The organism is Streptomyces xanthochromogenes (genome assembly GCF_014650455.1).
Classification (GTDB): domain Bacteria; phylum Actinomycetota; class Actinomycetes; order Streptomycetales; family Streptomycetaceae; genus Streptomyces; species Streptomyces xanthochromogenes.
This window is the reverse complement of record NZ_BMUZ01000001.1, coordinates 582,335-605,803: the sequence shown is the minus strand read 5'-3', so window position 1 is coordinate 605,803 and position 23,469 is coordinate 582,335. Positions and strand designations below refer to the sequence as shown.

Genomic DNA, 23,469 nt, shown 5'->3' with positions numbered 1-23,469 from the left:
CAGAACGCAGAACAGAACGGAGAACGGCCATGCCGCGCTACCTGACGATGGTCCGCATCGACGAGAACAACACCCCCGCGAGCGGTGTCACCCCCGAGCTCATGGAGCGGATGGGCCACCTCATCGAGGAGATGACCAAGGCCGGTGTGCTGCTCGACACCGCCGGGCTCACCCCGTCCGCCGAGGGCACCCGGGTGCGCTGGAACAACGGCGAGCTGACGGTCACCGACGGCCCGTTCACCGAGTCCAAGGAGGTCGTGGGCGGCTACGCGATGATCCAGGCCAAGGACAAGGCCGAGGCGATCGAGTGGGCCACCCGCTTCGTGAAGATCCACGAGGACGGCTGGGACATCACGTCCGAGGTGCGCGAGGTCGTCGAGGGCTGAGGCCTCTGGGGCACGCCGGCCGGGGCCCCGGCCCCGGCCGCCGGAAATGTTGCCGGGCACCGGGCCCGGTGCTGTCCTGTAACCGCGATGAGTTTCGCGCGGGGTTCCGGTCCACCTTTCGATGCCGCCCGCACGGGGCCCGGCCACGGCAAGGAGACCGACGATGTCCGCGCAGATCACGCAGAAGATCACCACGTTCCTCTGGTTCGACGGCCAGGCCGAGGAAGCGGCCGACCACTACGTCTCCATCTTCGGCGGCGACTCGCGCGTCGCGTCGGTCACGCACTTCCCGGCGTCCGCGCCCGGCGAGACCGGCTCGGTCATGACGGTCGAGTTCGTCATCGCGGGCCAGCGCTTCATCGCCCTCAACGGCGGCCCCCAGTTCACCTTCAGCGAGGCGATCTCGCTCTCGGTGGGCTGCTCGGACCAGGAGGAGATCGACCGGTTCTGGACCCGGCTCGGCGAGGGCGGCGAAGAGGGCCCGTGCGGCTGGCTGAAGGACAGGTACGGGCTCTCGTGGCAGATCGTCCCGGCCGAACTGCCCGAGCTGCTCGGCCAGGGCGCGGAGAAGTCCGAGCGGGTCATGGCCGCGGTCATGGGCATGAAGAAGATCGACCTCCAGGCCGTGCGGGACGCGTGACCCGATGCCCCGACGAGTGGACCGGGAATTCAGCGCCGAGCTGGTGAAGAGCCCGAACGAAGGCGGCTGGACGTACGTCGTCTGGCCCGAGTCCGCCGAGTTCTTCGGCACCCGGGGCCTGGTGAAGGTCGCCGGAACCGTCGACGGCCATCCGTTCCGCAGCTCGTTCATGGCGCTGGGCGACGGCACGCACAAGCTGCCCGTGAAGGCCGAGGTGCGCAAGGCGATCGGCAAGGAGGCGGGGGACACCGTGACCGTGCGCCTTGAGGAGCGTCTCGACGGCTGAGCGACGTGGAGCGGTGGAATCGGGCGGCCGAGACCGCCGGCGCTCCCGGGGCACTTTCGCCCCGCTCGACGGGGAGTTCTCCGGTGGCGGCCGACCGGCCGGACCATGCGGCGGCGAACCCGCTCGAACTCGGCCGAGTGGCAAGGGGGTTGGGCTCCCGGAGGCAGAGGGCGGGGCGGCTTCCGGCTCGCGGAACCGGCCAACTGCCGGGCATATGACGCAGGGTGGCCGCCGGGACCGGGGGCGCCCCCGATAATCTCTGGCGCATGACGCCCCGATCGTCGCTCCCTCCCTCGCCGCCCCCGGTCGAGCTGCGCGCCTGGCCCGACCGCAACGCGCTGCTCGCGGACCGTGCGCAGGTCCTCGACGTGCTGGTCAAGGGGCACTTGGGGGCGGGCCGGCTCGGGTTGCTCTGGCTGTGGGCGGCGCTCTTCGCGCTGGGCTGGTCCATGGTCGGCACCGCGCTCACCTCACTGACCGATGTCCTCACCGCCATAGTCGGCGGTGTGTTCCTGCTGCTGGGTCTCGGAGTGATGATCCCGACCGGCATCGCCGTCGGGTTCGGCCTCCGCAAGGACCGGCGCATTCGCGAACTCCTGCGCCAATGGGGCGAGTTGGATCGCGATCCGGTACTCGACCGCAATCTGCGCAAGCCCGGCCTGAGTCTCGCCTGGCTGGTCCCCTCGGTGCTGCTGTGTGCGGGCGGCCTCGCCGTCTGCCTGGTGCTGCCGGCGACGGCCGCGCCGGGCCGCGACACGTACGCGCTCGTCGTCTACGGCATGGGTCTCGGCCTGATCTGCTGGCTGACCGGCCTCGTCGGCGTGGTGAAGGCGGCCGCCCACCGGCGCTGGGTCCAGCGCTCCCTCACGCGCCTATCCTGAGGGTTCCGCAGCGCGGTGCGGGGACACATCTCGGGGGAAGGGCGGTCGCCATGGCCTGGTACTGGTGGATTCTAATCGTGTTCTGGATGGGCGGATTCGGCTGGGCGATCGACAACGCCCGGACGGCGCTGCGCACGCGTCACGAGCGCAAGATGGAGCGGCTGGAGGCGGCGAAGCAGGAACGCCTCGCGGTGGAGGCGGCCCACAAGGCGCCGGAGCCGGTGTGCGGGTGCACGCACCACCTGGCCAAACACGACAAGGCGGGCAAGTGCCATGAGCGGGTTGAGGTGCCGGTGGCCTGGGACGAGAGCAAGAAGCCGCTGCGGTTCGAGTCGGGGCAGTGCAACTGCCAGCAGTACGTGGGGCCTCAGCCGCTCTCCCAGGTCTACGCGGACGAGCTGACCGATTTGGCGTGAGCGGGTGGAGGTGCGGGCTTCTTTGCGGGGGCCCGCGCCCCTGTGCCGGGTTTCGGCCTCGGGCCGTGCGGGTTGCTCGTGCCCGGGAAGGTGCGGACCGTGGGTGCCTGGTTGCGCAGTTCCCCGCGCCCCTGAAGGCCCTTGTCGGCTGCGGGGCGTGGTCGCTTCTCGCGCAGTTCCTCGCGCCCCCAAAAAACCCGTTTTCGGCTGCGGGCCGTGCGTGGCTGGTCGCGCAGTTCCCCGCGCCCCTAAATGCCCGGTGCGGGCCAGCACCGGGCAACCTCAGCCTGTCATGGGGGTCCCCCCTGGCCCTTGAGGCCTTGGGGGAGTTTGAGGACGAGCGCCGTTCAGGCGCGATCGGGGGTGCAGGGGGCGGAGCCCCTGGCAGGGGTTCGAGGGGCTCCGTCCCTCAAGGGGTCCGGGGCGGAGCCCCGGTGGGGTGGGGGAGGGGGTGGCCGACGAGCATCGTCGGGGCGCCTGCCACCCTGGTCAGGAACACCGTCGCCGAGTTCGGCCCCGCCGGCTTCACGCGGCGCCGGATCTCCTCCGGCTCCACCGCCGAGCCCCGCTTCTTCACCGTGAGCACCCCCACCTCCCGCTCCCGCAGCAATGCCTTCAACTTCTTGAGGTTGAAAGGGAGTTGATCGGTGATCTCGTACGCCGAGGTGTACGGGGACACGTACTCCTCGTCGCTCGTCACATAGGCGATCGTCTCGTCGATCAGCCGCCCCCCGCACCGGTCCACGATCTCGGCGACCAGATGCGCCCGGATGACCGCGCCGTCCGGCTCGTACAGGTAGCGCCCCACCGGTCCCACCGGCGGCGCGTCGAGCGGCGCGGCCGTCCACAGGTCGGCCGCGGCGGGCAGCAGCGTGGCGCGGACCGCGCCCGGGGTGACGCCGGTGCCGAACCACAGCACCGCCTCCTTCACGTCGCCCCCGTCCGAGATCCACTCCGCCTCGGCCTGCGGCGGAATCGCCTCGTGCGGGATGCCGGGGGCGATCTTCAGCGCCGCGAAGGGGGCGGCCAGGGCCGTCGTGACCGCCCAGGAGAGCGGGGGAGAGTACGCCTCCGGGTCGAAGATGCGCCCGCCCGTCGCCCGACCACCGCCCCTTGCCGACGCGCTGTGCGCGGCCCCTCCTTGTCTGCCGCCCCGCCGCGCGGGGTCCACGAAGACCGCGTCGTACGGAGCCGTGTCGATGTCGGTCACATCCGCACAGCGCACCTCGATCAGGTCCGCGAGGCCGAGCGCCTCCGCGTTGGCGCGGGCCACCGCCGCCGTCAGCGGGTCGCGGTCCACGGCGAGCACCGGGATGCCGGCCCGCGCGAGCGCCAGCGCGTCGCCGCCGATGCCGCAGCACAGGTCCGCCACGCCGCGTACGCCGCGCGCGGCGAAGGCCTTCGCGCGGTGGGTGGCGACCGAGGCGCGGGTCGACTGCTCGACGCCGTTGGGCGTGAAGAACATCCGGTGTGCGTCGGCCGCGCCGAACTTCGCCACCGCCCGCTGCCGCAGCCGCGCCTGCCCGAGCGCCGCCGACACCAGGCCCGCGTCGTGCTCGCGGCGCAGCCGGGTGGCCACCGCCAGCTCCTGGGACGGGTCGTACTCCCGCAGCGATGCGAGCAGGGCGCGGCCCTCGTCGGCCAGCAGGAGGGAGAAGGTGTCGAGGTCGTTCACCCCGCCATTGTCGCCCGGTCGCCGCTCCGCTGTGGGCCAGGTGGGCGATGGTGGGCCCGTGGCGGCGGTGTCGTACGGGCGGCGGGCCCCGCGCCTGACAGGATGCGGCGCCATGCAACTAGTACGACAAAAGGGTAAGTCCAGGACAAAGGTCGCATGCCTCGTCCTCGGGCTCGGCGCCGCGTTGCTCGCCTCCGGCTGCGCCTCCGAGGACGGCGGTGCCGGGCACTCCGGCGCCCAGGCAGCCAAGAAGGGTCCCGCCGGAGCACTCGCGGGCTACTCCGAGCAGCTCCAGCAGGCCGAGACCGCCCGGCTCGCGGCCGTCAAGAAGTGGGGGCTCGCCAAGCCGCCGCTGCTCGCGCCCGCGGCGCCCGCCGTCAAGCCGAAGATCACCAACCGACCGGGGTTCGAGACGGACGGCGGCGACTCGCTGCCGCCCGTCTTCACCACCGTCCCGACCAAGGACAAGATCGTCTTCCTGACGATCGACGACGGTGCCGAGAAGGACCCCACCTTCCTGAAGATGATGCAGGAACTGCGCATCCCCTACAGCGCGTTCCTCAGCGACTACCTGGTCAAGAACGACCACGAGTACTTCAAGAAGATGCAGGGCCTGGGCGTCACGCTCAACAACCACACGCTCAACCACCGGTACATGCCCGCGCTCTCCTACGACGAGCAGCGGAAGGAGATCTGCGACCAGCAGGACAAGATCGGCCAGTGGGCGGGCAAGCGGCCCCGGCTGTTCCGGCCGCCGTACGGGAACTACAACGAGGACACCCTCAAGGCGGCCCAGTCCTGCGGCGTCCAGGCCGCGCCGCTGTGGGCGGAGGAGGCCTTCACCGACCACATGGAATGGCGCGAGTGGGACCGCGACCTGCACCCCGGGGACATCATCCTCACGCACTTCCGCGGGCGCGAGGACTGGAACGGGACCATGCCCGACATGGTGCGGCAGGTGATGAAGGTGATCACCGACAAGGGGTACGCCGTGGCCCGCCTTGAGGACTACGTGTAACCGGTGCCGGATCCCCGAGCCGACCCGTACGGGGCCACGTACTCGCGGCGCTGCCGTGCGGGCGCGACCGGTGGGCGCCGGGCCACCTACCAGGGGCGGAACTGCGCGATCAGCCGGGCACGCCCCGCACCCGAAAGCGCACACGCGGGAGCGTGACCCCCGCAGGCGGGAAGGCTTTCGGCTGCGGACCGTAGCTGGCTGGTCGCGCAGTTCCCCGCGCCCCTGTAGGTGACCCGGCACCGGGCAGTGCTGGGCCACCCGGGAGCCGCCTCGGCCCACAAGGGGCGCGGGGAACTGCGCGACCAGCCGGGAGCGAGTCGCACCCGGCGATCCACACGCGGGAGCGGGAACCGCCCTCACGGGTGAGGGTCTTCGGCTTCGGGCCATAGGCGGCTGGTCGCGCCCGAGCGATGGAGCCGCCCAGGAAACACAGCCCCGCGCCCCTCCTGGGGATGGGCCTCGGCCCGGGGTGAGGGGGCCGGTTGCGTCAACTCGGCCTCCGGCGCGGCCTGTTCCGCCTCCCGCCGACGCTCCCCGCTGTCACTGATCCGAATCAGCAGCGCGATCATCACCCAGTTCGCGACCAGCGAGGACCCTCCCTTCGCGAGGAACGGCAGGGCCTTGCCGGTCAGCGGGATCAGGCCGGTCACCCCGCCCGCCACCACGAACACCTGGAGCGCGAGCGCCGCCGCCAGCCCCGTGGCGAGCAGCTTGCCGAAGCCGTCGTGCGCGCCGAGCGCCGCCCGCAGCCCCCGCTGCACGAGCAGTGCGTACAGGACGAGCACCGCCATCACCCCGGCCAGGCCCAGCTCCTCGCCGACCGTGCTCAGGATGAAGTCGCTGCGGCCCGCGAACCCCACGAGCTCGGGGTGGCCGCGGCCGAGGCCGGTACCGGTCATGCCGCCGCTGCCGAAGCTGAACAGGGCCTGGGCCGCCTGGTCCGAGATCAGGCCGGGCGGACGCTGGGCGGGCGGCAGATAGTTGTCGAAGGGGTGCTGCCAGGCGACGATCCGGCCCTTGACGTGCGGTTCGGTCGAGCCGACCACGAACGCCCCGATCGCCGCCATCACCAGGCCGGTCAGAATCCACCCCGCCCGCTCGGTGGCGACGTACAGCATCACCACGAACAGGCCGAAGAAGATCAGCGAGGTCCCCAGGTCGCGCTCGAAGATCAGGACGAGCAGACTCAGCACCCAGATGGCCAGGATCGGCGCGAGCTGGCGGCCCGGCGGCAGCCGGACCCCGAACACCTTGCGGCCGGTCAGCGCGAGCGAGTCCTTGTGCACGACCAGATAGCCCGCGAAGAACACCGCGATCATGATCTTCACGAACTCGCCGGGCTGGAGCGAGAACGAGCCGATGAAGATCCAGCGCTTGGCGCCGTAGGTGTCGCCGGGGAAGAACGCCGGGGCCATCAGGAGCACGAGGGCCGTCGCCATGCAGAGGTAGATGTACCGCTGGAGCCGCCGGTGGTCGCGCAGCGCGGCGAGGGTGACGAGCGCGACCGCGAACCCGATCACCGTCCAGATGAGCTGCCCCGAAGCGGTGGCCTCCGACTTGAACTTGTGCGCGTACGTCGGGTCGAGCCGGTAGAGCAGCACCAGACCCAGGCCCGACAGGAGCAGGGCCAGCGGCAGGATCAGCGGGTCGGCGTAGGCCGCGTACCGGCGCACCGTGAGATGTCCGGCCAGCGCGATCAGGGCCATGCTGGCGGCGAACTCGTAGGTGGCGCGCGGGAGTTCGCCCGTCATGGCCATCGCGGCCGCCGCATGGCCGAAAGCAGCCACGGCCACGACGAGCACCAGGAGCAGTGCCTCGGCGCGCCGGCGGCGGGTCGCGACCGGCCGGCTCCCGCCCCGGGTCAGTCCACGCACGGGATGCCGCCGCCGTCGATGACCGGGGCGGACGGGGCGGGGGCCGCCTTGCTCGGGCTCGGCGCCGGTGCGTCCTGGGGGGCGGTGGGCGGGGTCGAGTGCACCGGGTGCAGGGCGTCGGCGACGATCCGCTTGATCTTCGCCGGGTCGACGATGTTGACGTCCTCGCCCCGGTGCGTGGCGAACTTCTCGATCGGCAGCGTCGTGAACTCCACGTTGCCGCCCGACAGGTTCCTGGCCTGCTTGAGGAAGGACAGCAGGTCCCAGCCCTTGTCGGTGACGAGGTCCTGCTTGGCGGTGTTCAGCAGGTGCAGCAGCCGGACCGGGTCGGTGAAGGTGCCGACCGAGGAGAGCTTCTGCGTGGCCGAGGCGAGGAAGGCCTGCTGGCGGCGGGTGCGGTCCAGGTCGCCGCCGGGGAGGCCGTGTCGCTGACGCACGAACGCCAGCGACTGCTGGCCGTTCAGGGTCTGCTTCCCGGCAGGGAAGTCGGCACCCGAGTACTTGTCCTTCACCGGGTGCTTGAGGCAGACCGTCACCCCGTCAAGCGCGTCGGCCAGGTGGTAGAACCCGGCGAGGTTGACCTCGGCGAAGTGGTCGATGGGCACGCCGAGGAAGTCGCGCACGGTCTCGATCTCGGCCCGTCGGCCCGCCTCGCGGCCCGCCGTCTCCAACTCCCGCTTGTCGCGGACGCCCTGGGCCGCCAGCTTCTCCTCGGTACGTGCCTTCTCCAGGCCGTACGCCTTCTTGATCTTGTCCTGGCCGTGCCCCGCGATGTCGACCAGATCGTCCCGCGGCACCGAGAACGCCTTCGCCCGGCTGCCGTCGCCCGGCACGTGCAGCAGGATCAGCGTGTTGGTGTTGTAGCCGCCGATGTCGGAACTGCCCGCGTGCAGCTTGTCGAGGACCTCGGGCGGCAGGTCGTCGCCGTTCTGGTCCTTGCGGCTGTCCAGGCCCATCAACAGGATGTTGGTGTCCCCGCCCACCGACTTGGGCGCGTCGTCGCCGAGCGCCCGGGAGGTGCCGATGCTGCCGGACAGGTCGCGGTACAGGTACCAGCCGCCGACCAGCGCGCAGAGCACCAGTACGGCGGCGCAGGCGGCGAGCGCCCGCACCAGGCGCACCGGGCTCGAACGCTTTCGGCGGCGGTTGCTTCGGCTGCGGCTCGTTCGACGGCTCATTCGGCGGTGGCTCACGCCGACCGATCCTTGGCCCGGCGCGCTGAAGGAAACCTGAGGGTCCTGAAGACGCCTTCAGGAATGCGCGCCGCTCAGGGCGGACGGCGGCCTTCAGGGACGCGGGTGTGCCGACGGCCGCCCCGGCAGCCGCACGGTGAACGTGGCCCCGGGCCCCGGCCCCGCCGTCAGTTCGCCCCCGTGGGCCCGGGCGATCTCGCGGGCGATCGCCAGCCCGAGCCCGGTGCCGCCGCTCTCCCGGGCCCGGGCCGCGTCCAGGCGTACGAAGCGCTCGAAGATCCGGGCCCGGTCGGCGGCCGGGACGCCGGGCCCGTCGTCGGTGACTTCAAGGACCGCGTCGTCCCCGTCCCGCCGGGCCGTCACCCGCACTGCGGTACGCGCGTGCCGCACCGCGTTGTCGACGAGGTTGGCCAGCATCCGCTCCAGCTGCGCGGGATCGCCGCGCACCGGCACGGGTGCGTCCGCGGCGAGCTCGACCGGGACCCGGGCCGCGCGTCGGCGGGCGGTGTCCTCGGCGGCGAGCAGCGCGAGGTCGACGGGTTCGGCCGGCGGCTGCGGGTGGGCGTCGAGGCGGGCCAGGAGCAGCAGGTCGGCGGCGATCCGCTGGAGTCGCTCGGTGTCGTCGAGCGCGGCCCGTACGGATGCCGAGTCCGGTGCCGAGAGGGCGACTTCGAGCCGGGAGCGGACCGCGGCGATCGGGTTGCGCAGCTCGTGCGAGGCGTCGGCGACGAACTCGCGCTGGCGGACATGGGCCTGTTCGAGCCGGTCGAGGGTGGCGTTGACGGTCCGGGCAAGCAGCGCGATCTCGTCGGCGCCGCCGGGGTCGGGGACGCGCCGGTCCAGTTCGCTGGAGCTGACCTCGGCGAGCTCGGTGCGGATCGAGGTCACCGGGCGCAGCGCGAGCCCCGTGCCGGCCCAGGCGATGGCGGCGGCCAGCGCGATCAGTGGCGGGGCACTGGCGAGCAGGGCCCAGCCGATGGCGCCGGTCGCGTCGTCGACGTCGCTGAGCACGGTCGTCCCGTACACATAGCTCGCGGGGCCGCCGGGCAACTGGGCCCGTACGACGACGGCGACCTCGTGGCGGCCGCCCTCGTTCAGGGTCCGGGACGCCGAGTCCTGGCCCTCGGGCGGGCGGAATCCGGCCAGCTCCGGGGCGGCGCCGGTCTCCTGGCTCGCCGCGGTCACCCGGCCCCGCTCGTCCAGGACCATGACCAGGTCGACGCCGCCGTCGGGCGGGGGCAGCAGCTCGCGCGCGGTTCCGGTGTCGACCTGGGCCGCGACCTTGCGGGCGGCCAGTTCGGTGCGGCCCGTGGTGTTGTCCAGGAGGTTGGAGCGCAGCACGATGTAGAGCCAGACCCCGCCCGCGGCGAGCAGCAGCGCCATGGCGAGGGCGGCGGCCGCGGCGACCTTCCCGCGGACGGTCCCCGGCAGCAGCCGGGCGGTCCGGCGCGGCTCAGCCCCCATCGGGAGCCATCCGGTAGCCGACGCCGTGCACGGTCAGGATCGATCGACGGCCGAACGGAGAATCGATCTTCTTCCTGAGCGAGGAGACATAGACCTCGACGATGTTCGGATCGATCCCGTCGGCCGTGCCCGCGCCGCTGTCCCAGACCTCGTCCAGGATGTGCTGCTTGGACACGGCCCGGCCCGGCTCGGTCATCAGACAGGCGAGGACGGCCAGTTCGCGGGCGGTCAGCTCGATGTCCCGCTCGCCGCGCCTGCACCGCCGGGCGCCGGCGTCCAGGGTGAGGTCGCCCGCCTGGAGCGGGCCGGGGCGTTCGGCGCCGGCCCGCCGGCCGAGCGCCCGCAGGCGGGCGAGCAGCACCACGAACGAGAAGGGCTTGGTCAGATAGTCGTCGGCCCCCGAGTCGAGCCCGTCGGCCTCGTCGTACTCGCCGTCCTTGGCGGTGAGCATCAGGACCGGGGTGAGGTCGCCGAGCCGGCGCATCCGGCGGCAGATCTCGTAGCCGCTGAGGCCCGGCAGCATCAGGTCGAGCACGACGACGTCGTATCCACCGGTGAGCGCGAGGTCGAGGCCCCGGTGGCCGTCGTGCGCGAGGTCGACCCAGTGCCCCTCGGCGGAGATGCCCCGACGCAGCGAGTCGGCGAGCCCGGTTTCGTCCTCGACGACCAGAATGCGCATGCCGTCCAGGGTCACACACCTCCCGGAGGCCCCCGGGGCATCCGCCGCGGCGGTGGCAGATTGGCACTCCGCTTGACCGAGTGCTAATCGCCGTCCTAGTCTCGCTTCTGGCACTCCCCACCGGAGAGTGCCAAGTAGCGACGGGCAGGTCCGGCACCCGCGACGACGGATCCACCTGGTCGCCACCCCAGACAGTTAACCCCGTGAGATCTCCGAAGGGGGAGACCGGATCGTGACGACCACCAGCTCCAAGGTTGCCATCAAGCCGCTCGAGGACCGCATTGTGGTCCAGCCGCTCGACGCCGAGCAGACCACGGCCTCCGGCCTGGTCATTCCGGACACCGCCAAGGAGAAGCCCCAGGAGGGCGTCGTCCTGGCCGTGGGTCCGGGCCGCTTCGAGAACGGCGAGCGCCTGCCGCTCGACGTCAGCACCGGCGACATCGTGCTGTACAGCAAGTACGGCGGCACCGAGGTGAAGTACAACGGCGAGGAGTACCTCGTCCTCTCGGCCCGCGACGTGCTCGCGATCATCGAGAAGTAATTCACCGGAGTACGTGAGTACTTCGAATTCGAAGCGAATGCTTTGAGAGCTGCGCCCCTGGTCACCCCGCTGATTGCCGGGCGGCGAGGGGCGCAGTGTCATTAACCCGAGTTTCGAGAGGGCTGAACCGCTCCCATGGCGAAGATCCTGAAGTTCGACGAGGACGCCCGTCGCGCCCTTGAGCGCGGCGTCAACAAGCTTGCCGACACCGTCAAGGTGACGATCGGTCCCAAGGGCCGCAACGTCGTCATCGACAAGAAGTTCGGCGCCCCCACCATCACCAACGACGGTGTCACCATCGCGCGCGAGGTCGAGCTCGACGACCCGTACGAGAACCTGGGTGCCCAGCTCGTCAAGGAGGTGGCGACCAAGACCAACGACATCGCGGGTGACGGCACCACCACCGCGACCGTCCTGGCCCAGGCGCTGGTCCGCGAGGGTCTGCGCAACGTCGCCGCCGGTGCCTCCCCGGCCGCCCTGAAGAAGGGCATCGACGCCGCGGTCAAGGCCGTCTCCGAGGAGCTCCTCGCGACCGCCCGTCCGATCGAGGACAAGACCGACATCGCCGCCGTCGCCGCGCTGTCCGCCCAGGACAAGCAGATCGGCGAGCTCATCGCCGAGGCCATGGACAAGGTCGGCAAGGACGGTGTCATCACCGTCGAGGAGTCCAACACCTTCGGCGTGGACCTTGAGTTCACCGAGGGCATGGCCTTCGACAAGGGCTACCTCTCGCACTACATGGTCACCGACCAGGAGCGTATGGAGGCCGTCCTCGACGACCCGTACATCCTGATCAACCAGGGCAAGATCTCCTCGATCCAGGACCTGCTGCCGCTCCTGGAGAAGGTCATCCAGGCCGGCGCCTCCAAGCCGCTCCTGATCATCGCCGAGGACGTCGACGGCGAGGCGCTCTCCACCCTGGTCGTCAACAAGATCCGCGGCACGTTCAACGCCGTGGCCGTCAAGGCCCCGGGCTTCGGCGACCGCCGCAAGGCCATGCTGCAGGACATCGCCACCCTCACCGGTGCGACCGTCATCGCCGAAGAGGTCGGCCTCAAGCTCGACCAGGCCGGTCTTGAGGTGCTCGGCACCGCGCGCCGCGTCACCATCACCAAGGACGACACCACGATCGTCGACGGCGGTGGCAACAGCGCCGACGTCGAGGGCCGCGTCAACCAGATCAAGGCCGAGATCGAGGCCACGGACTCCGACTGGGACCGCGAGAAGCTCCAGGAGCGCCTCGCGAAGCTGGCCGGCGGCGTGTGCGTGATCAAGGTCGGTGCCGCCACCGAGGTCGAGCTCAAGGAGCGCAAGCACCGTCTGGAGGACGCCATCTCCGCGACCCGCGCCGCGGTCGAGGAGGGCATCGTCTCCGGTGGTGGCTCCGCCCTGGTGCACGCCGCCAAGGTCCTTGAGGGCAACCTCGACAAGACCGGCGACGAGGCCACCGGTGTCGCGGTCGTCCGCCGCGCCGTCGTCGAGCCGCTGCGCTGGATCGCCGAGAACGCCGGCCTCGAGGGCTACGTCATCACCTCCAAGGTGAGCGAGCTCGACAAGGGCTTCGGCTTCAACGCCGCCACCGGCGAGTACGGCGACCTGGTCAAGGCCGGCGTCATCGACCCGGTCAAGGTCACCCGCTCCGCCCTGGAGAACGCCGCCTCCATCGCGTCGCTGCTGCTCACGACCGAGACCCTGGTCGTCGAGAAGCCGGCCGAGGAAGAGGCCGAGGCCGGTCACGGCCACGGTCACGGCCACTCCCACTGACGCACGAAGTCAGCGGTAGCCGCACGTAGTTGAGGCCCGGCATCCCCTTCGGGGGGTGCCGGGCCTCAGCCGTTTCCGCAGCGGCCCGCCCGCCTACGCCGACCGCCCCAGCGACAGCGGATGCACCGGGTCCGCGAACGGGGCGCCCGAGGCGAAGCGCTCCACCTCGGCCAGGGCCTGATCGGCCATCCGGTACAGCTCGTTGCCCAGCGAGCCCGCGATGTGCGGGGTCAGCAGGACGTTGGGGAGGTCGTACAACGGCGATTCGCGGGGCGGCAGTTCGGGGTCCGTCACGTCCAGGACCGCGTGCAGCCGGCCCGGGAGGAGCTCGGCGAGCAGCGCGGGCTCGTCCACCAGGGAGCCGCGCGCGGTGTTGACCAGGGTGGCGCCCGTCGGCATCAGGGCCAGCTGAGGTGCGCCGATCATGCCGTGGGTCTCGGGCAGTTGGGGCGCGTGGACGGAGACGACGCTGCTGCGGGAGCACAGCGCGTCCAGGGTCACCTGTTCAACGCCCAGGGCCGCCGCTTCGGTTCCGCTCACGTACGGGTCGTAGAGCAGGACCTCGAAGTCGAAGGGGCGCAGGAGTTCGATCACGCGCCGTCCGATGCGGGACGCGCCGACGATGCCCACCGTGCGCCGGTAGTTGCCGGTGCGCTCGGTCTCGCTCAGCCACTCGGGCGCGGTGCGCAGTTCGGCGTAGCGCTGGGCCGAGCGCAGCACCTCCTTGCCGGCGAACAGGATCGCGGCCAGCGCGTACTCGGCGACCGGCAGCGCGTTGGCCGCGGCGGACGAGGTGACCGCGATGCCGCGTTCCCAGCAGGCGTCGGTGATGTGGTGCTTGACGGAGCCCGCCGCGTGGACCACCGCGCGCAGCTTCGGGGCCGCGTCCAGGACGTCGGCGGTCAGCGGGGGAGCACCCCAGCAGGTGAGCAGGACCTCGGCCTCGGCGAGGGCGGCGGCGACCGGTCCGGTGGGCGCGGCGAGCTCGTGCGCGACCAGGTACGGGTCGGTACGGGTGAGGGCGGCGAGCCGGGTGCGGTGGCGCTCGGCGAGGAGCCGGTCGGCGATGCCGGGGCCCATCGCGAGCAGCAGGGCGGGCCGGTTGTCAGTGGTGTGGTGCATGGTGGGACTCGGGCTCCTCACGAGGCGCTGGCCGGGGGTGCCTGCCAGGGGTAACTGGGCGTCCGGGAGGGTCATTTGACGCTGCCCGCGGTGAGTCCGGCCTTCCAGTGCCGCTGGAGGGAGACGAAGGCGACGATCAGGGGGATGACGGCGAGGAGGGAGCCGGTGACGACGAGAGGGTAGTAGCTCGGCTCGGCATGGGTGTTGCTGTTCCAGGCGTACAGACCGAGGCTCAGCGGGAAGAGCTTCTGGTCGCTGAGCATGACCAGGGGGAGGAAGAAGTTGTTCCAGATGGCGGTGAACTGGAAGAGGAAGACGGTCACGAAGCCCGGCATCACCATGCGCAGACCGATCGACCAGAAGGTGCGCAGCTCGCCGGCCCCGTCGATACGGGCGGCCTCCAGGGCCTCGTCGGGGATGTAGCTCGCGCTGAACACCCGGGCCAGATACACCCCGAACGGATTGACCAGAACGGGGATGAGCACCGACCAGTACGTGTTGACCAGGCCGACCTTGCTGGCCAGGAGGTACATGGGCAGGGCGAGCGCGGTGGTCGGCACGAGCACGCCGAGCAGCACCACGCCGAACAGCTTCTCCTTGCCGCGGAAGGCGTACTTGTCGAAGGCGTACCCGGCGGCGACGGAGACGAGCGCGCAGACGGCCGCGCCGCCGCCCGCGTACACGAGGGAGTTGAGGTACCAGCGGAAGTAGACGCCGTCGTTGTACGAGGCGAGCTGCGACAGGTTGTGGCCCAGGTCGAAGCCCTTGAAGGAGAAGGCGTCGCCGGACAGCAGGCTTCCGGTGTCCTTGGTGGCGGCCGTGAGCAGCCACACCAGGGGAAAGAGCGTGTAGAGGACGGACAGCAGCAGCGCGCCGTTGACCGCGGTGCGCGAGAGCCAGCGGCTGGGGGAGCGGTGCGGCGTGGCGGTGTGTGGCGGGGTGGCGGTCCCGGCGCGCCCGGCGGTCCCGCCGGTCCTCGGGGCGGCGTTCGCTTCGGTTGCCGTGGGGGAGGTCATGCCGTGGCCCCCTTCCGGTTGGTGAGGCGGGTGACGACGAAGGAGAGCAGGGCCGCGGCGAGCGCGAGGAGCACGGCCGACGCGGCGGCGAGGCCGTAGTCGTTGCGGCTGAACGCGGCGGTGTAGGCGTACATGTTGGGCGTCCAGGTGGTGGTGACCGTGGAACTGCCGCCCTGGTTGAGGATCAGCGGTTCGGTGAAGAGCTGGAGCGAGCCGATGACGGTGAACAGCGACACCATCACCAAAGAGGCCCGGATCAGCGGGAGTTTGATGCCGAACGCGGTACGCCACTCGCCCGCGCCGTCCATGGTGGCCGCCTCCAGGACCGAGCGGTCGATGGCCTGGAGCGCCGCGTAGAAGATGACCATGTTGTAGCCGAGCCATTCCCACAGCGCGATGTTGACGACGGAGGGGAGCGTGCCGCTGGAGGAGAAGAAGTCGAAGCCGATGCCGCCGGAGTTCATGGCCTTCACGACCGGGCTGAGGCCCGGGGTGTAGAGGTAGACCCAGACGAGCGCGGCGATGATGCCGGGCACGGCGTGCGGCAGGAACAGCGCGAGCTGGAAGAAGCGCCGGGCGCGGGCCAGCGTCGAGTCGAGCAGCAGCGCGAGCGCGAGGGCGCCGCCGACCATCAGCGGGATGTAGACGACGCAGTAGCCGGCGAGGACCCAGAAGCCCTCGCGGAAGGCCCGGTCGCCGAGCGCCGCCGTGTAGTTGTCGAGCCCGCTGAACACGGTCGTGGCGCCGCCGAAGCCGAGCCCCGACTGCTTCTCGGTGAACAGGCTCAGCCAGACCGCGTACCCGATCGGCACCACCGTCACGGCGGTGAACAGGACGAAGAACGGGGTGAGCAGCACCCCCGCGGCCGCGTTGGTACGGCTGCGGGCCCCGCGGGGCGCCCGGCGGTCCGGGGCGGGCCCGGATGCGCCGGCGCGCACGTCTGCCGGGTCGTCGTTCCCGGGCACGGCAGGGCCGGGACCGCCCCCTGCGCCCGGCCGTGGCACGCGCCCGGTCCCGCTTCCCGCTCCGGTGTGTCCCGTGGGACGCCCCTTCGTCCTCATCCGGTCAGCCCTCGACCTTCAGGCCGCGCTTCTTCAGCTCGGTGACGGTGGCGTCATGGGCGGCAGCGATCGCGTCCGTGATCTTCACGGAGCCGCCGGCGACCTTGCCGAGCTGGTCCTTCAGGGTGGTGTTGGTGGTGCCCATGCTCGGGCCCCAGCCCCAGTTGGCGTTGATCGAGCCGCCGGCCGCGTCGAACAGCTGGTAGATGTCCTGGCCGCTGTAGAAGCTCGTGTCGAAGGCCTTCTTGGCGGCGGGCCGCAGCGCGATGTCGGCCGGGAAGGCGCTGGAGGTGCCGGACTTGATGCGGGCGTCGATGCCGGCTTCGGTGGTCGACATCCACTGGGCGAACGCGAGCGCGGCCTCGGTCTTGTCGCTGCCCTTGGGCACGGCCCAGGTGGAGCCGCCGAGCATGCCGCTGGCCGCCTTGCCGTCCCAGGTGGGGACCGGGGCCACCGCCCACTTGCCGCTCTGGTCGGGCACGGTGCCCTTGAGCACGCCCGCGGACCAGGAGGCGCCGAGGTAGCCGACGGTGGAGCCGTCCTTGAGGGAGGCCGTCCACTCGGGGCTGAAGGAGACCGAGTTCTGCACCAGCTTGTCGTCGATCAGGCCCTGCCAGTAGTCGGCGACCTTGTTGGTGGCCGCGTCGGCGGTGTTGAGCTTCCAGGTGTTGCCGTCGGCCTTGAACCACTGGGCACCGGCCTGCCAGGCCATCGCCTCGAAGGTGGTCGGGTCGTCCGGGAAGAAGGTGCCGATGCGTGCCTTGGGGTCGGCTGCCTTGGCCTTCTGGGCGGCCGCCTTGAACTCGGCCCAGGTCTTGGGGACTTGGATGTGGTTCTTGTCGAAGAAGTCCTTGCGGTAGTAGTACGCCTGGGGTGCCGCGTCGAAGGGGATCGCCCAGTTCTTGCCGCCGAGCGTGGTCTGCTGGATCGACTGCGGCAGGAACTGCTTCTTCATGTCGTCGGTGACGTACTTGCTGATGTCCTGGAACGAGCCCTGGCTGACGAACTCGGGCAGCATCGGGTACTCGACGGTGACGAGGTCCGGGGCGTTGCCGGCCTTCACCGCGTTGGAGATCTTGGCGTAGCCGCCGGCGTTGCCCGAGGGGATCTCCTCGAACTTCACCCGGATGTTCTTCTGGGAGGCGTTGAAGGCGTCCACCACGTCCTTGGTGCCCTTCTGCCAGGCCCAGAACGTGATGGTGACGGGCTTGTCGGCGGTGCCCTTGCCCGCGTCGCTCGTCTTGCTGTCCCCGCCACCGCAGGCCGTGAGCACGGCGAGAGCGGTGGCGGCGCCGACGAGGGCGGAGGTCGATCTGGTCCAACTGCGGCTCACGGAACGGCTCCTGAACGTAAGGGGACGAGGCGATGGCCGCGATCCTTGGCCCAGTTCTGACCGAAGTCAAGAGCGAAAGTTCGATTGATCGAAAAAAGATCAGAGAGGGGTTGAACGCTCGCGCGTCAGGATTGAACGCTCACCGGGCTCCGCAGGGTGTCGGACGGCGCCCCGCACGAGGACCGCACGCGAAGCCGCGGCAGCAGGTCGACATGGCGTCGCGGCGGCTCCTCGCCCCCGGCCGGACGGCTCCCGGCCGCGCCGCGCAGCCGCTCGATCAGGAGCTCGGCCGCATACCGCCCGACCTCGTGCTTGGGCGGGGCGACCGCAGTGAGCGGGATGTCCGCGAGCGCCGCCACCTCGTCGTCGTACGCCACGAGCGCCAGGTCGGCCGGCACCCGTACGCCCAGCTCCGCCAGGCGCTGGACGATCCGGATGGCATCCACGTCGTTGTGCACGAGCGCCGCGGTGGCCCGCCCGGACATGACCGCGGTGCGCAGCGCCTGCACGGCCCGCTCGAACCCGGCGGGGTCGGCCTCCGCCGACACCGAACCGATCGGCCCGACGGGCGACTTGAGGCCGAGCGCGTCGAGCGCGTGCCGGTATCCGGCGCGCACCGCGATCGCGGTGGGGCTGTCGGCGCGGGCCACGAGCAGGGGCGTGGCATGGCCGAGGCCGAGCAGATGGCGCACCGCGATGAGCACGCCGTGGCTGTGGTCGGAGCAGACCCGGTCCAGGTCGTCCAGCTCCCGGCCGGGCACCCCGCGCCGCTCCAGGAGCACCGTCGGCACCGGGAGCCCGGCGATCCAGGCGCCGTGCTCGACCGGGTCGTCCGGCTCCTTCCAGCCCGGCGCGATCAGGAGGCCCTCCGCGCCGGCGGCGAGCAGCCCCGCCGCCCGGCCCGCGTCCTCCTGCGGCCGGTAGTCCGAGATCCGCAGGATCAGGCGCGCACCGGCCGCCGCGGCCGCCTCGTGCGCACCCCGGATGACCTCGGCGAAGTAGTACGTGGCATTGGGCGCCAGCATGCCGATGACGAGCTCGCGGGAGCCCGCGCCGACGCTGGGAGCGGCGGCCGACACCGAGTGTCCGGTGCCCGGCCAGGACACCGAGCCGTGCGCCCGGTCCAGGCGGCCCTCGCCGGCCAGGAACTCCACGTCGCGCCGCACGGTCACCGGCGAGACGCCCAGCTGACCGGCGAGCTCGGACACCCGGGCCGAGCCCCGTCCGCGCACCAGCTCCAGCAGTCGGTCATGACGTTCAGCAGCACTCTCGCGCACGGCGGCATCCCCTTCGCGGTGTGGTGGCCCGGTGGGCCCCGACCCTAATGCAACGTGATCGAACGACGGCAGTTTCGATCATTCGGTCCGATCCATTGACGTTCGATCAATCCGAGTTCTAAATTCCCAGGGATTTCGTGCGGGCCCCGCCGATGCGCGCACGTCCCGCCGATGCCTGTGCCGCCGGCCAACCCGTCACCGAGGGAGCATCGCACCATGTTCATCGCGCCCGAGAACCGCGAGCTCAGCCCCCACACCGGCTGGACCCGCGCGCACTGGGAGCGGTCGGCGGACCAACTCCTGCTGGCCGTCCGGCCGTACGCCTCGCCCGGCCGGGGCCTGATCAGCCTGCCCGGCGACCGGCCCAGCTGGTCGGGGCCCCGCTCCGACGGCCTCGAAGGCTATGCCCGCACCTGGCTGCTGGCCGCCCTGCGGGTGGCCGGCGCCCAGGGCGAGGACCCGCACGGCCACCTCGACCGGTACGCGGAGGGCCTCGCCTCCGGCACCCGACAGCCGGTCGGCACAGGCGAGTTGAACGGCACCTTCCCCGACGCCTGGCCGCTGACCACCGAGGTCCGCCAGGCGGTCGTCGAATCCGCCTCCGTCGCCCTCGGCCTCCGGCTCACCCGCACCTGGCTGTGGGACAAGCTCGACGACCGCACCCGCCAGCGCGCCGTCGACTGGCTGCTGCCCGCGCTCGGCCCGTCCCCGGTCGACAACAACTGGTGGCTGTTCGGCCTCACCGTCGCCGGATTCCTCCAGGACGCCGGCATCGAGACCGACCGCGCCGCGGCCACCATCGAACGCGCCCTGGAGCGCGTCGACCAGTGGTACCTCGGCGACGGCTGGTACAGCGACGGCCCCAACCGCTCCTTCGACCACTACAACGCCTGGGCGCTCCACTTCTATCCCGTCCTGCACGCCCATCTGAGTGACGACCGGGCGCTCCTGGACCGCTACGGTCCCCGGCTGCATGCCCAACTCGACGCCCACACGCGCCTGTTCGGGGCGGACGGGGCGCCGATGCCGTACGGCCGCTCGCTCACCTACCGGTTCGCCGCCGCGGCCGCGCCCTGGCTCGGCGCGCTCACCGGTCACACGCCGCTCACACCGGGCGCCACCCGGCGCCTCGCCTCGGGCAGCCTGAAGTACTTCCTGGACCGGCCCGAGAACCAGGGCGCCACCGACGCCGCCGGGCTGCTCACCCTGGGCTGGCACGGCCCGTACCCGCCGGTGGTCCAGCACTACTCGGGCCCCGCGTCGCCCTACTGGGCGGCCAAGGGATACCTCGGCCTGCTGCTGCCCCCGGAGCATCCCGTGTGGACGGACGTCGAGGAGGCGCTGCCCGCCGAGACCGCGGACGCCGTCACGACCCTGCGGGCGCCCGGTCTGCTGATCCAGTCGACGGCCGGGGACGGCCTGGTCCGCCTGCACAACCACGGCAGCAACAACCACGTGGGCGGCGGGGCCGACGAGGACCCCTGCTACTCCCGGTTCGCCTACTCCACCGTCACCGGACCCACCTCGCAGGGCGTGCCGGACAACCACTTCGGGCTCATGTCGCAGGGCGCGTGCACCACCCGGGGTCCCGCGGTCCCGCTCGGCGGCGGCGACGGCTGGGCGGCGTCCCTGTCCGAGCCGAGGCCCGGGCCGCCCGGCGTGCGGATCGCCTCGCTCACCCTCGCGCACGGCCGCGCCGAGCTCCGGGCCCACCTGGTCGTCGGGGCCGCGCCCGGCACCCCCGTGCGCCAGACCGGCTGGGCCGCCACCCCGGGCCGCACCGCCCAGCTGCATCCGGTGCACGGCTATGCGCCGGAGGTGCGTCAACTGGCCGCCGGATCAACCCTGTTCGGGTCCGGGGCGCAGGTGGGGGCACTCCACGGCACGACCGGCGCCACACCGTCCCTCTTCGTCGCGCTCGCCTCTCTCACGGCACAGCCGGACCCGGACCCGGTCCACGCCCTCGCCGACATCGAGGTCACCGGGTACACCCTCCGCGTCGCCTGGCAGGACGGCACCGTCCATCGGCTCGTGCTGGACTCCACCGTGCCGGCCGTCCGCACGGAAGACCGCTGAGGCGGCGGGACCGCGTCTCCCGCCCCCGGCCGCCTACTTGGGGCCGTACTTGCGGCCCGTCTTGGAGGTGATCCCGCCGAGCAGGCCGCGCGGCGCCAGCTTCACCGCACCCATCAGCGCCTTGTAGCGCGGGTCGGGGATCGAGAGGGACTTGCCGCGCGCGAGGTCGGTCAGGGCGGCCGCCACCAGCTTGTCGGCGTCCAGCCACATCCAGCCCGGAATGTTGTCGGTGCCCATGCCGGCCCGCTCGTGGAACTCGGTCCGCACGAACCCGGGGCACAGCGCCATCAGGCGCACCCCCGACCCGGCGAGGTCACGGGCCGCGCCCTGGGTGAACTGCACGACCCACGCCTTGGACGCGCCATAGGTGCCGCGCGGCACGAACGCCGCGACCGAGGCCACGTTGACGACGCCGCCGCGGCCGCGCTCGCGCATCGCGGCCGTCGCGGCCGAAGTCAGCCGCAGGACCGCCTCGATGTGCACCTTCACCATGGTCAGCTCGTCCGCCATGGACACTTCGAGATAGCGGCCCTTGTTGCCGAACCCGGCGTTGTTGACCAGGAGATCGACCGGCCTCCTGGGCTTCGAGAGCCGCGCCTCGACGGCGGCGATCCCGTCGTCCGTCGACAGGTCCGCGGCCAGGACCTCGGCCTCGATGCCGTGCCGGTCGTGGAGTTCGGTGGCCTGCTCGCTCAGCCGCTTGCCGTCCCGGGCCACCAGCACCAGATCGTGTCCATCGGCCGCGAGGCGCCGCGCGAACGCGGCGCCGATGCCCGCCGTCGCTCCCGTAATCAGTGCAGTCGTCATAGGCGCACGTTAACGCCCGCGCCGGGCGCCCGATGACCGCCCCCGCCCGGGCGCCCGGCGGTCCGCGAACCGGTGCCGACCGCCATGAACTGCCGCAATAACGGCCGTTCTTCACCGCACGGGCCGCCCCGCGAACCGTGCGCCCCGCTCCCGCCGGAGCCGCTACGAGCCGTGCGCCCCGCTCCCGCCGGAGCCGCTACGAGCCGTGTGCCCCGCTCCTGCCGGAGCCGCTACGAGCCGTGCTGCGCCAGGTACTTCCGTACGGTCTCGTGCGCCTCCGGCTCCAGGGCGTCGCCCGCGGCCAGGGTGCGCGGCAGCAGGGCGCGCTCGGTCGTGAAGGCACGGAACCAGAAGGCGACCGAGACTTCGTGATCCGGGCGTTCGAGCACCTCGACCGCATCGCCCGTCTTGACCTCGCCCGGTTCGATCACCCGGAAGTACGCGCCCGGCACGGCCGCCTGTGTGAAGCGCCGCACCCAGCCCTTCTGGTCCAGCCAGGCCGCGAACGTACGGCAGGGGATGCGGCCGGAGGCGACTTCGAGGACCACGTCCCGCCCTATCCGCCAGCGCTCGCCGATCCGGGCGTCGTTCACGTCGACGCCGTACGTCGTGAGGTTTTCGCCGAACGAGCCGTTGGGCAGCTCGCGGCCCAGCTCCTTCGACCAGGCGTCCAGGTCCTCGCGGGCGTACGCGTAGACCGCCTGGTGGTCGCCGCCGTGGTGGCGCAGATCGCAGACGTCGTCCCCCTCGACCCCGCTGGCGCCCACGCCCCTGGGGCCGGGGGCGAAGACGCGGACCGGGCGGTTCACCGGGCGCTTGTCGATGCCGGTGACACCGCCCTGGGCATCGGAGTAGTCGACGGCCTTCGCGCGGCCGAGGTTCACAGACAGAAGCTCCATGGGGGAACGCTAACCGAGCCAAACTCAAAGTCGCGATCGAATTTCTTCCGAGGTGTCCAAGATTCGCTTATGCTCGAAGAATGATCGAGGCCCGTCATCTCCGCATCCTGCGCGCCGTCGCCGCCACCGGCTCCTTCTCGGCCGCGGCGCGTGAGCTGGGCTGCACCCAGCCCGCCGTCAGCCAGCAGATGAAGGCGCTCGAATCGTCCGCGGGCACGCCCCTGCTGGTCCGCACCGGCCGCGAGATGCGCCTGACCCAGGCCGGTGAGGTGCTGGTCCGGCACGCCTCCGGCATCCTGGCCGGGCTCACCGCCGCGGAGGAGGAGGTCGCAGCGATCGCGGGGCTGCGGGCCGGGCGGGTGCGTCTCGTGTCCTTCCCCAGCGGATCGTCCACGCTGGTGCCGACCGCCCTCGCCGCCCTGCGCGCGGCCCACCCGGGCACCCGGGTCTCGCTCGTCGAGGCCGAGCCGCCGCACTCGGTGGAGATGCTCCGCGCGGGCGACTGCGACGTCGCGCTGGCCTTCCGGTACGGCTCGAACGCGACGGAGTGGGACGACCTGGTGGTCCGCCCGCTGCTCGTCGACCGCCTGGTCGGCCTGGTGCCCGAGGGGCACGCGCTCGCGGAGGCGGGGACCGTCGACATCAAGGACCTCGCGGACGAGCCCTGGATCGCGGGCTGTCCGCGCTGCCGGCGCCAACTGGTGGAGGTCTGCGAGGAGTCCGGGTTCACCCCGCGCATCGACTTCGCGACCGACGACTACCCGGCGGTGATCGGCCTGGTGGGCGCCGGGCTCGGTGTGGCGGTGCTGCCGGAGCTGGCCATCGAGTCCGTACGCCCCAAGGGTGCGCGCACGGTGACCGTCGAGCCCGCCGTCGAGCGGGAGATCGTCGCCCTCACCCTGCCCGACCTGGCCCAGGTCCCGGCCGTTGCGGCCACCCTGGACCAGCTGACCAGGGCCGCCGCGCGCGGCTAGCGGCGACCGCGGGGCCGACCGGATTCACGCCGGCCGGGGCCGCCGGGTGCGGTCGCGCCGCGCCGTGCGGTGCCCGGCTCTGGGCCA

The 23,469-nt window shown here is 71.8% G+C and carries 22 protein-coding genes; 10 read left to right on the top strand and 12 right to left on the bottom strand.

Annotation, left to right across the window (positions count from 1 at the left end):
- The first annotated feature begins 29 nt into the window (after positions 1 to 29).
- The 5 genes from IE267_RS02680 to IE267_RS02660 all read left to right on the top strand — a co-directional run bounded on the left by IE267_RS02680 (position 30) and on the right by IE267_RS02660 (position 2,609).
- Positions 30 to 386 (top strand): YciI family protein, encoded by a 357-nt coding sequence (locus IE267_RS02680; protein ID WP_161250605.1) that lies wholly within the window; start codon positions 30 to 32, stop codon positions 384 to 386.
- A gap of 163 nt (positions 387 to 549) precedes the next feature.
- Positions 550 to 1,026, top strand: coding sequence for a VOC family protein (locus IE267_RS02675; RefSeq protein WP_167157611.1), 477 nt, complete (start codon positions 550 to 552; stop codon positions 1,024 to 1,026).
- A 4-nt stretch (positions 1,027 to 1,030) separates the two neighbouring features.
- Positions 1,031 to 1,312, top strand: a complete 282-nt coding sequence (locus IE267_RS02670; RefSeq protein WP_167157609.1) for a DUF1905 domain-containing protein — start codon at positions 1,031 to 1,033, stop codon at positions 1,310 to 1,312.
- A 266-nt stretch (positions 1,313 to 1,578) separates the two neighbouring features.
- Entirely contained in the window at positions 1,579 to 2,193 is a 615-nt protein-coding gene (locus IE267_RS02665; RefSeq protein ID WP_167157607.1) for a hypothetical protein, read from the top strand.
- 50 nt (positions 2,194 to 2,243) lie between these two features.
- On the top strand, positions 2,244 to 2,609 hold the full coding sequence (locus IE267_RS02660; protein WP_167157605.1) for a hypothetical protein: 366 nt from the start codon (positions 2,244 to 2,246) through the stop codon (positions 2,607 to 2,609).
- A gap of 409 nt (positions 2,610 to 3,018) precedes the next feature.
- Here IE267_RS02660 and IE267_RS02655 read toward each other — a convergent pair whose 3' ends face one another.
- Complete coding sequence (locus IE267_RS02655; protein WP_229860593.1) at positions 3,019 to 4,284, bottom strand: THUMP-like domain-containing protein; 1,266 nt, start codon at positions 4,282 to 4,284, stop codon at positions 3,019 to 3,021.
- A gap of 112 nt (positions 4,285 to 4,396) precedes the next feature.
- On the opposite strand from IE267_RS02655, the gene IE267_RS02650 reads away from it, so the two are divergent.
- Positions 4,397 to 5,302 carry a polysaccharide deacetylase family protein gene (locus IE267_RS02650; protein WP_161250617.1) on the top strand — a complete coding sequence of 302 codons (906 nt, stop codon included), beginning with the start codon at positions 4,397 to 4,399 and terminating at the stop codon, positions 5,300 to 5,302.
- Positions 5,303 to 5,658: 356 nt separating this feature from the next.
- Here the strand turns inward: IE267_RS02650 and IE267_RS02645 are convergent, their stop codons facing one another.
- From IE267_RS02645 to IE267_RS02630, 4 genes are all read right to left on the bottom strand, one after another.
- Positions 5,659 to 7,176: an FtsW/RodA/SpoVE family cell cycle protein gene (locus IE267_RS02645; protein ID WP_373304448.1), complete on the bottom strand. Its 1,518-nt coding sequence runs from the start codon at positions 7,174 to 7,176 to the stop codon at positions 5,659 to 5,661.
- Entirely contained in the window at positions 7,164 to 8,369 is a 1,206-nt protein-coding gene (locus tag IE267_RS02640) for an LCP family protein (protein WP_229860590.1), read from the bottom strand. Before IE267_RS02640 ends, IE267_RS02645 begins: the two co-directional genes overlap by 13 nt.
- Positions 8,370 to 8,462: 93 nt before the next feature.
- The gene (locus tag IE267_RS02635) at positions 8,463 to 9,833 is read right to left on the bottom strand and encodes a sensor histidine kinase (RefSeq protein ID WP_229860589.1); all 1,371 of its coding nucleotides are present in this window, start codon (positions 9,831 to 9,833) and stop codon (positions 8,463 to 8,465) included.
- Complete coding sequence (locus IE267_RS02630; RefSeq protein ID WP_161244266.1) at positions 9,823 to 10,512, bottom strand: response regulator transcription factor; 690 nt, start codon at positions 10,510 to 10,512, stop codon at positions 9,823 to 9,825. The genes IE267_RS02635 and IE267_RS02630 overlap by 11 nt, the downstream gene beginning before the upstream one ends.
- A 232-nt stretch (positions 10,513 to 10,744) precedes the next feature.
- On the opposite strand from IE267_RS02630, the gene groES reads away from it, so the two are divergent.
- Positions 10,745 to 11,053 carry a co-chaperone GroES gene (gene groES, locus IE267_RS02625; protein WP_161244265.1) on the top strand — a complete coding sequence of 103 codons (309 nt, stop codon included), beginning with the start codon at positions 10,745 to 10,747 and terminating at the stop codon, positions 11,051 to 11,053.
- Positions 11,054 to 11,188: 135 nt separating this feature from the next.
- Positions 11,189 to 12,817 (top strand): chaperonin GroEL, encoded by a 1,629-nt coding sequence (gene groL, locus IE267_RS02620; RefSeq protein WP_161244264.1) that lies wholly within the window; start codon positions 11,189 to 11,191, stop codon positions 12,815 to 12,817.
- Between the two features lie 93 nt (positions 12,818 to 12,910).
- Here the strand turns inward: groL and IE267_RS02615 are convergent, their stop codons facing one another.
- From IE267_RS02615 to IE267_RS02595, 5 genes are all read right to left on the bottom strand, one after another.
- Entirely contained in the window at positions 12,911 to 13,939 is a 1,029-nt protein-coding gene (locus tag IE267_RS02615) for a hydroxyacid dehydrogenase (RefSeq protein WP_189762034.1), read from the bottom strand.
- A 71-nt stretch (positions 13,940 to 14,010) separates the two neighbouring features.
- On the bottom strand, positions 14,011 to 14,955 hold the full coding sequence (locus IE267_RS02610) for a carbohydrate ABC transporter permease (RefSeq protein WP_189762033.1): 945 nt from the start codon (positions 14,953 to 14,955) through the stop codon (positions 14,011 to 14,013).
- Positions 14,952 to 15,893 carry a carbohydrate ABC transporter permease gene (locus IE267_RS02605; protein ID WP_229860586.1) on the bottom strand — a complete coding sequence of 314 codons (942 nt, stop codon included), beginning with the start codon at positions 15,891 to 15,893 and terminating at the stop codon, positions 14,952 to 14,954. Before IE267_RS02605 ends, IE267_RS02610 begins: the two co-directional genes overlap by 4 nt.
- Before the next feature lie 127 nt (positions 15,894 to 16,020).
- Positions 16,021 to 17,349 carry an ABC transporter substrate-binding protein gene (locus tag IE267_RS02600; protein WP_189762031.1) on the bottom strand — a complete coding sequence of 443 codons (1,329 nt, stop codon included), beginning with the start codon at positions 17,347 to 17,349 and terminating at the stop codon, positions 16,021 to 16,023.
- A gap of 125 nt (positions 17,350 to 17,474) precedes the next feature.
- Positions 17,475 to 18,626, bottom strand: a complete 1,152-nt coding sequence (locus IE267_RS02595; protein WP_189762030.1) for a substrate-binding domain-containing protein — start codon at positions 18,624 to 18,626, stop codon at positions 17,475 to 17,477.
- A gap of 216 nt (positions 18,627 to 18,842) precedes the next feature.
- On the opposite strand from IE267_RS02595, the gene IE267_RS02590 reads away from it, so the two are divergent.
- Positions 18,843 to 20,702, top strand: a complete 1,860-nt coding sequence (locus IE267_RS02590) for a DUF2264 domain-containing protein (protein WP_189762029.1) — start codon at positions 18,843 to 18,845, stop codon at positions 20,700 to 20,702.
- A gap of 33 nt (positions 20,703 to 20,735) precedes the next feature.
- On the opposite strand, the gene IE267_RS02585 is transcribed toward IE267_RS02590, so the two are convergent.
- Together IE267_RS02585 and IE267_RS02580 are read right to left on the bottom strand one after the other, a co-directional pair.
- The gene (locus tag IE267_RS02585) at positions 20,736 to 21,509 is read right to left on the bottom strand and encodes an SDR family NAD(P)-dependent oxidoreductase (protein ID WP_167157589.1); all 774 of its coding nucleotides are present in this window, start codon (positions 21,507 to 21,509) and stop codon (positions 20,736 to 20,738) included.
- 230 nt (positions 21,510 to 21,739) lie between these two features.
- Positions 21,740 to 22,408: an MOSC domain-containing protein gene (locus IE267_RS02580; RefSeq protein ID WP_167157587.1), complete on the bottom strand. Its 669-nt coding sequence runs from the start codon at positions 22,406 to 22,408 to the stop codon at positions 21,740 to 21,742.
- 80 nt (positions 22,409 to 22,488) lie between these two features.
- On the opposite strand from IE267_RS02580, the gene IE267_RS02575 reads away from it, so the two are divergent.
- The gene (locus IE267_RS02575; protein WP_189762028.1) at positions 22,489 to 23,382 is read left to right on the top strand and encodes a LysR family transcriptional regulator; all 894 of its coding nucleotides are present in this window, start codon (positions 22,489 to 22,491) and stop codon (positions 23,380 to 23,382) included.
- Positions 23,383 to 23,469: the final 87 nt, after the last annotated feature.

Coding starts and splice junctions, on each gene's coding strand:
- IE267_RS02585 (WP_167157589.1), bottom strand. CDS start 21,509: ATGACGACTGCACTGATTACGGGAGCGACGGCGGGCATCGGCGCCGCG.
- IE267_RS02660 (WP_167157605.1), top strand. CDS start 2,244: ATGGCCTGGTACTGGTGGATTCTAATCGTGTTCTGGATGGGCGGATTC.
- IE267_RS02680 (WP_161250605.1), top strand. CDS start 30: ATGCCGCGCTACCTGACGATGGTCCGCATCGACGAGAACAACACCCCC.
- IE267_RS02635 (WP_229860589.1), bottom strand. CDS start 9,833: ATGGGGGCTGAGCCGCGCCGGACCGCCCGGCTGCTGCCGGGGACCGTC.
- IE267_RS02610 (WP_189762033.1), bottom strand. CDS start 14,955: ATGACCTCCCCCACGGCAACCGAAGCGAACGCCGCCCCGAGGACCGGC.
- IE267_RS02575 (WP_189762028.1), top strand. CDS start 22,489: ATGATCGAGGCCCGTCATCTCCGCATCCTGCGCGCCGTCGCCGCCACC.
- IE267_RS02615 (WP_189762034.1), bottom strand. CDS start 13,939: ATGCACCACACCACTGACAACCGGCCCGCCCTGCTGCTCGCGATGGGC.
- IE267_RS02670 (WP_167157609.1), top strand. CDS start 1,031: ATGCCCCGACGAGTGGACCGGGAATTCAGCGCCGAGCTGGTGAAGAGC.
- IE267_RS02630 (WP_161244266.1), bottom strand. CDS start 10,512: ATGCGCATTCTGGTCGTCGAGGACGAAACCGGGCTCGCCGACTCGCTG.
- IE267_RS02675 (WP_167157611.1), top strand. CDS start 550: ATGTCCGCGCAGATCACGCAGAAGATCACCACGTTCCTCTGGTTCGAC.
- IE267_RS02590 (WP_189762029.1), top strand. CDS start 18,843: ATGTTCATCGCGCCCGAGAACCGCGAGCTCAGCCCCCACACCGGCTGG.
- IE267_RS02580 (WP_167157587.1), bottom strand. CDS start 22,408: ATGGAGCTTCTGTCTGTGAACCTCGGCCGCGCGAAGGCCGTCGACTAC.
- IE267_RS02665 (WP_167157607.1), top strand. CDS start 1,579: ATGACGCCCCGATCGTCGCTCCCTCCCTCGCCGCCCCCGGTCGAGCTG.
- groL (WP_161244264.1), top strand. CDS start 11,189: ATGGCGAAGATCCTGAAGTTCGACGAGGACGCCCGTCGCGCCCTTGAG.
- IE267_RS02650 (WP_161250617.1), top strand. CDS start 4,397: ATGCAACTAGTACGACAAAAGGGTAAGTCCAGGACAAAGGTCGCATGC.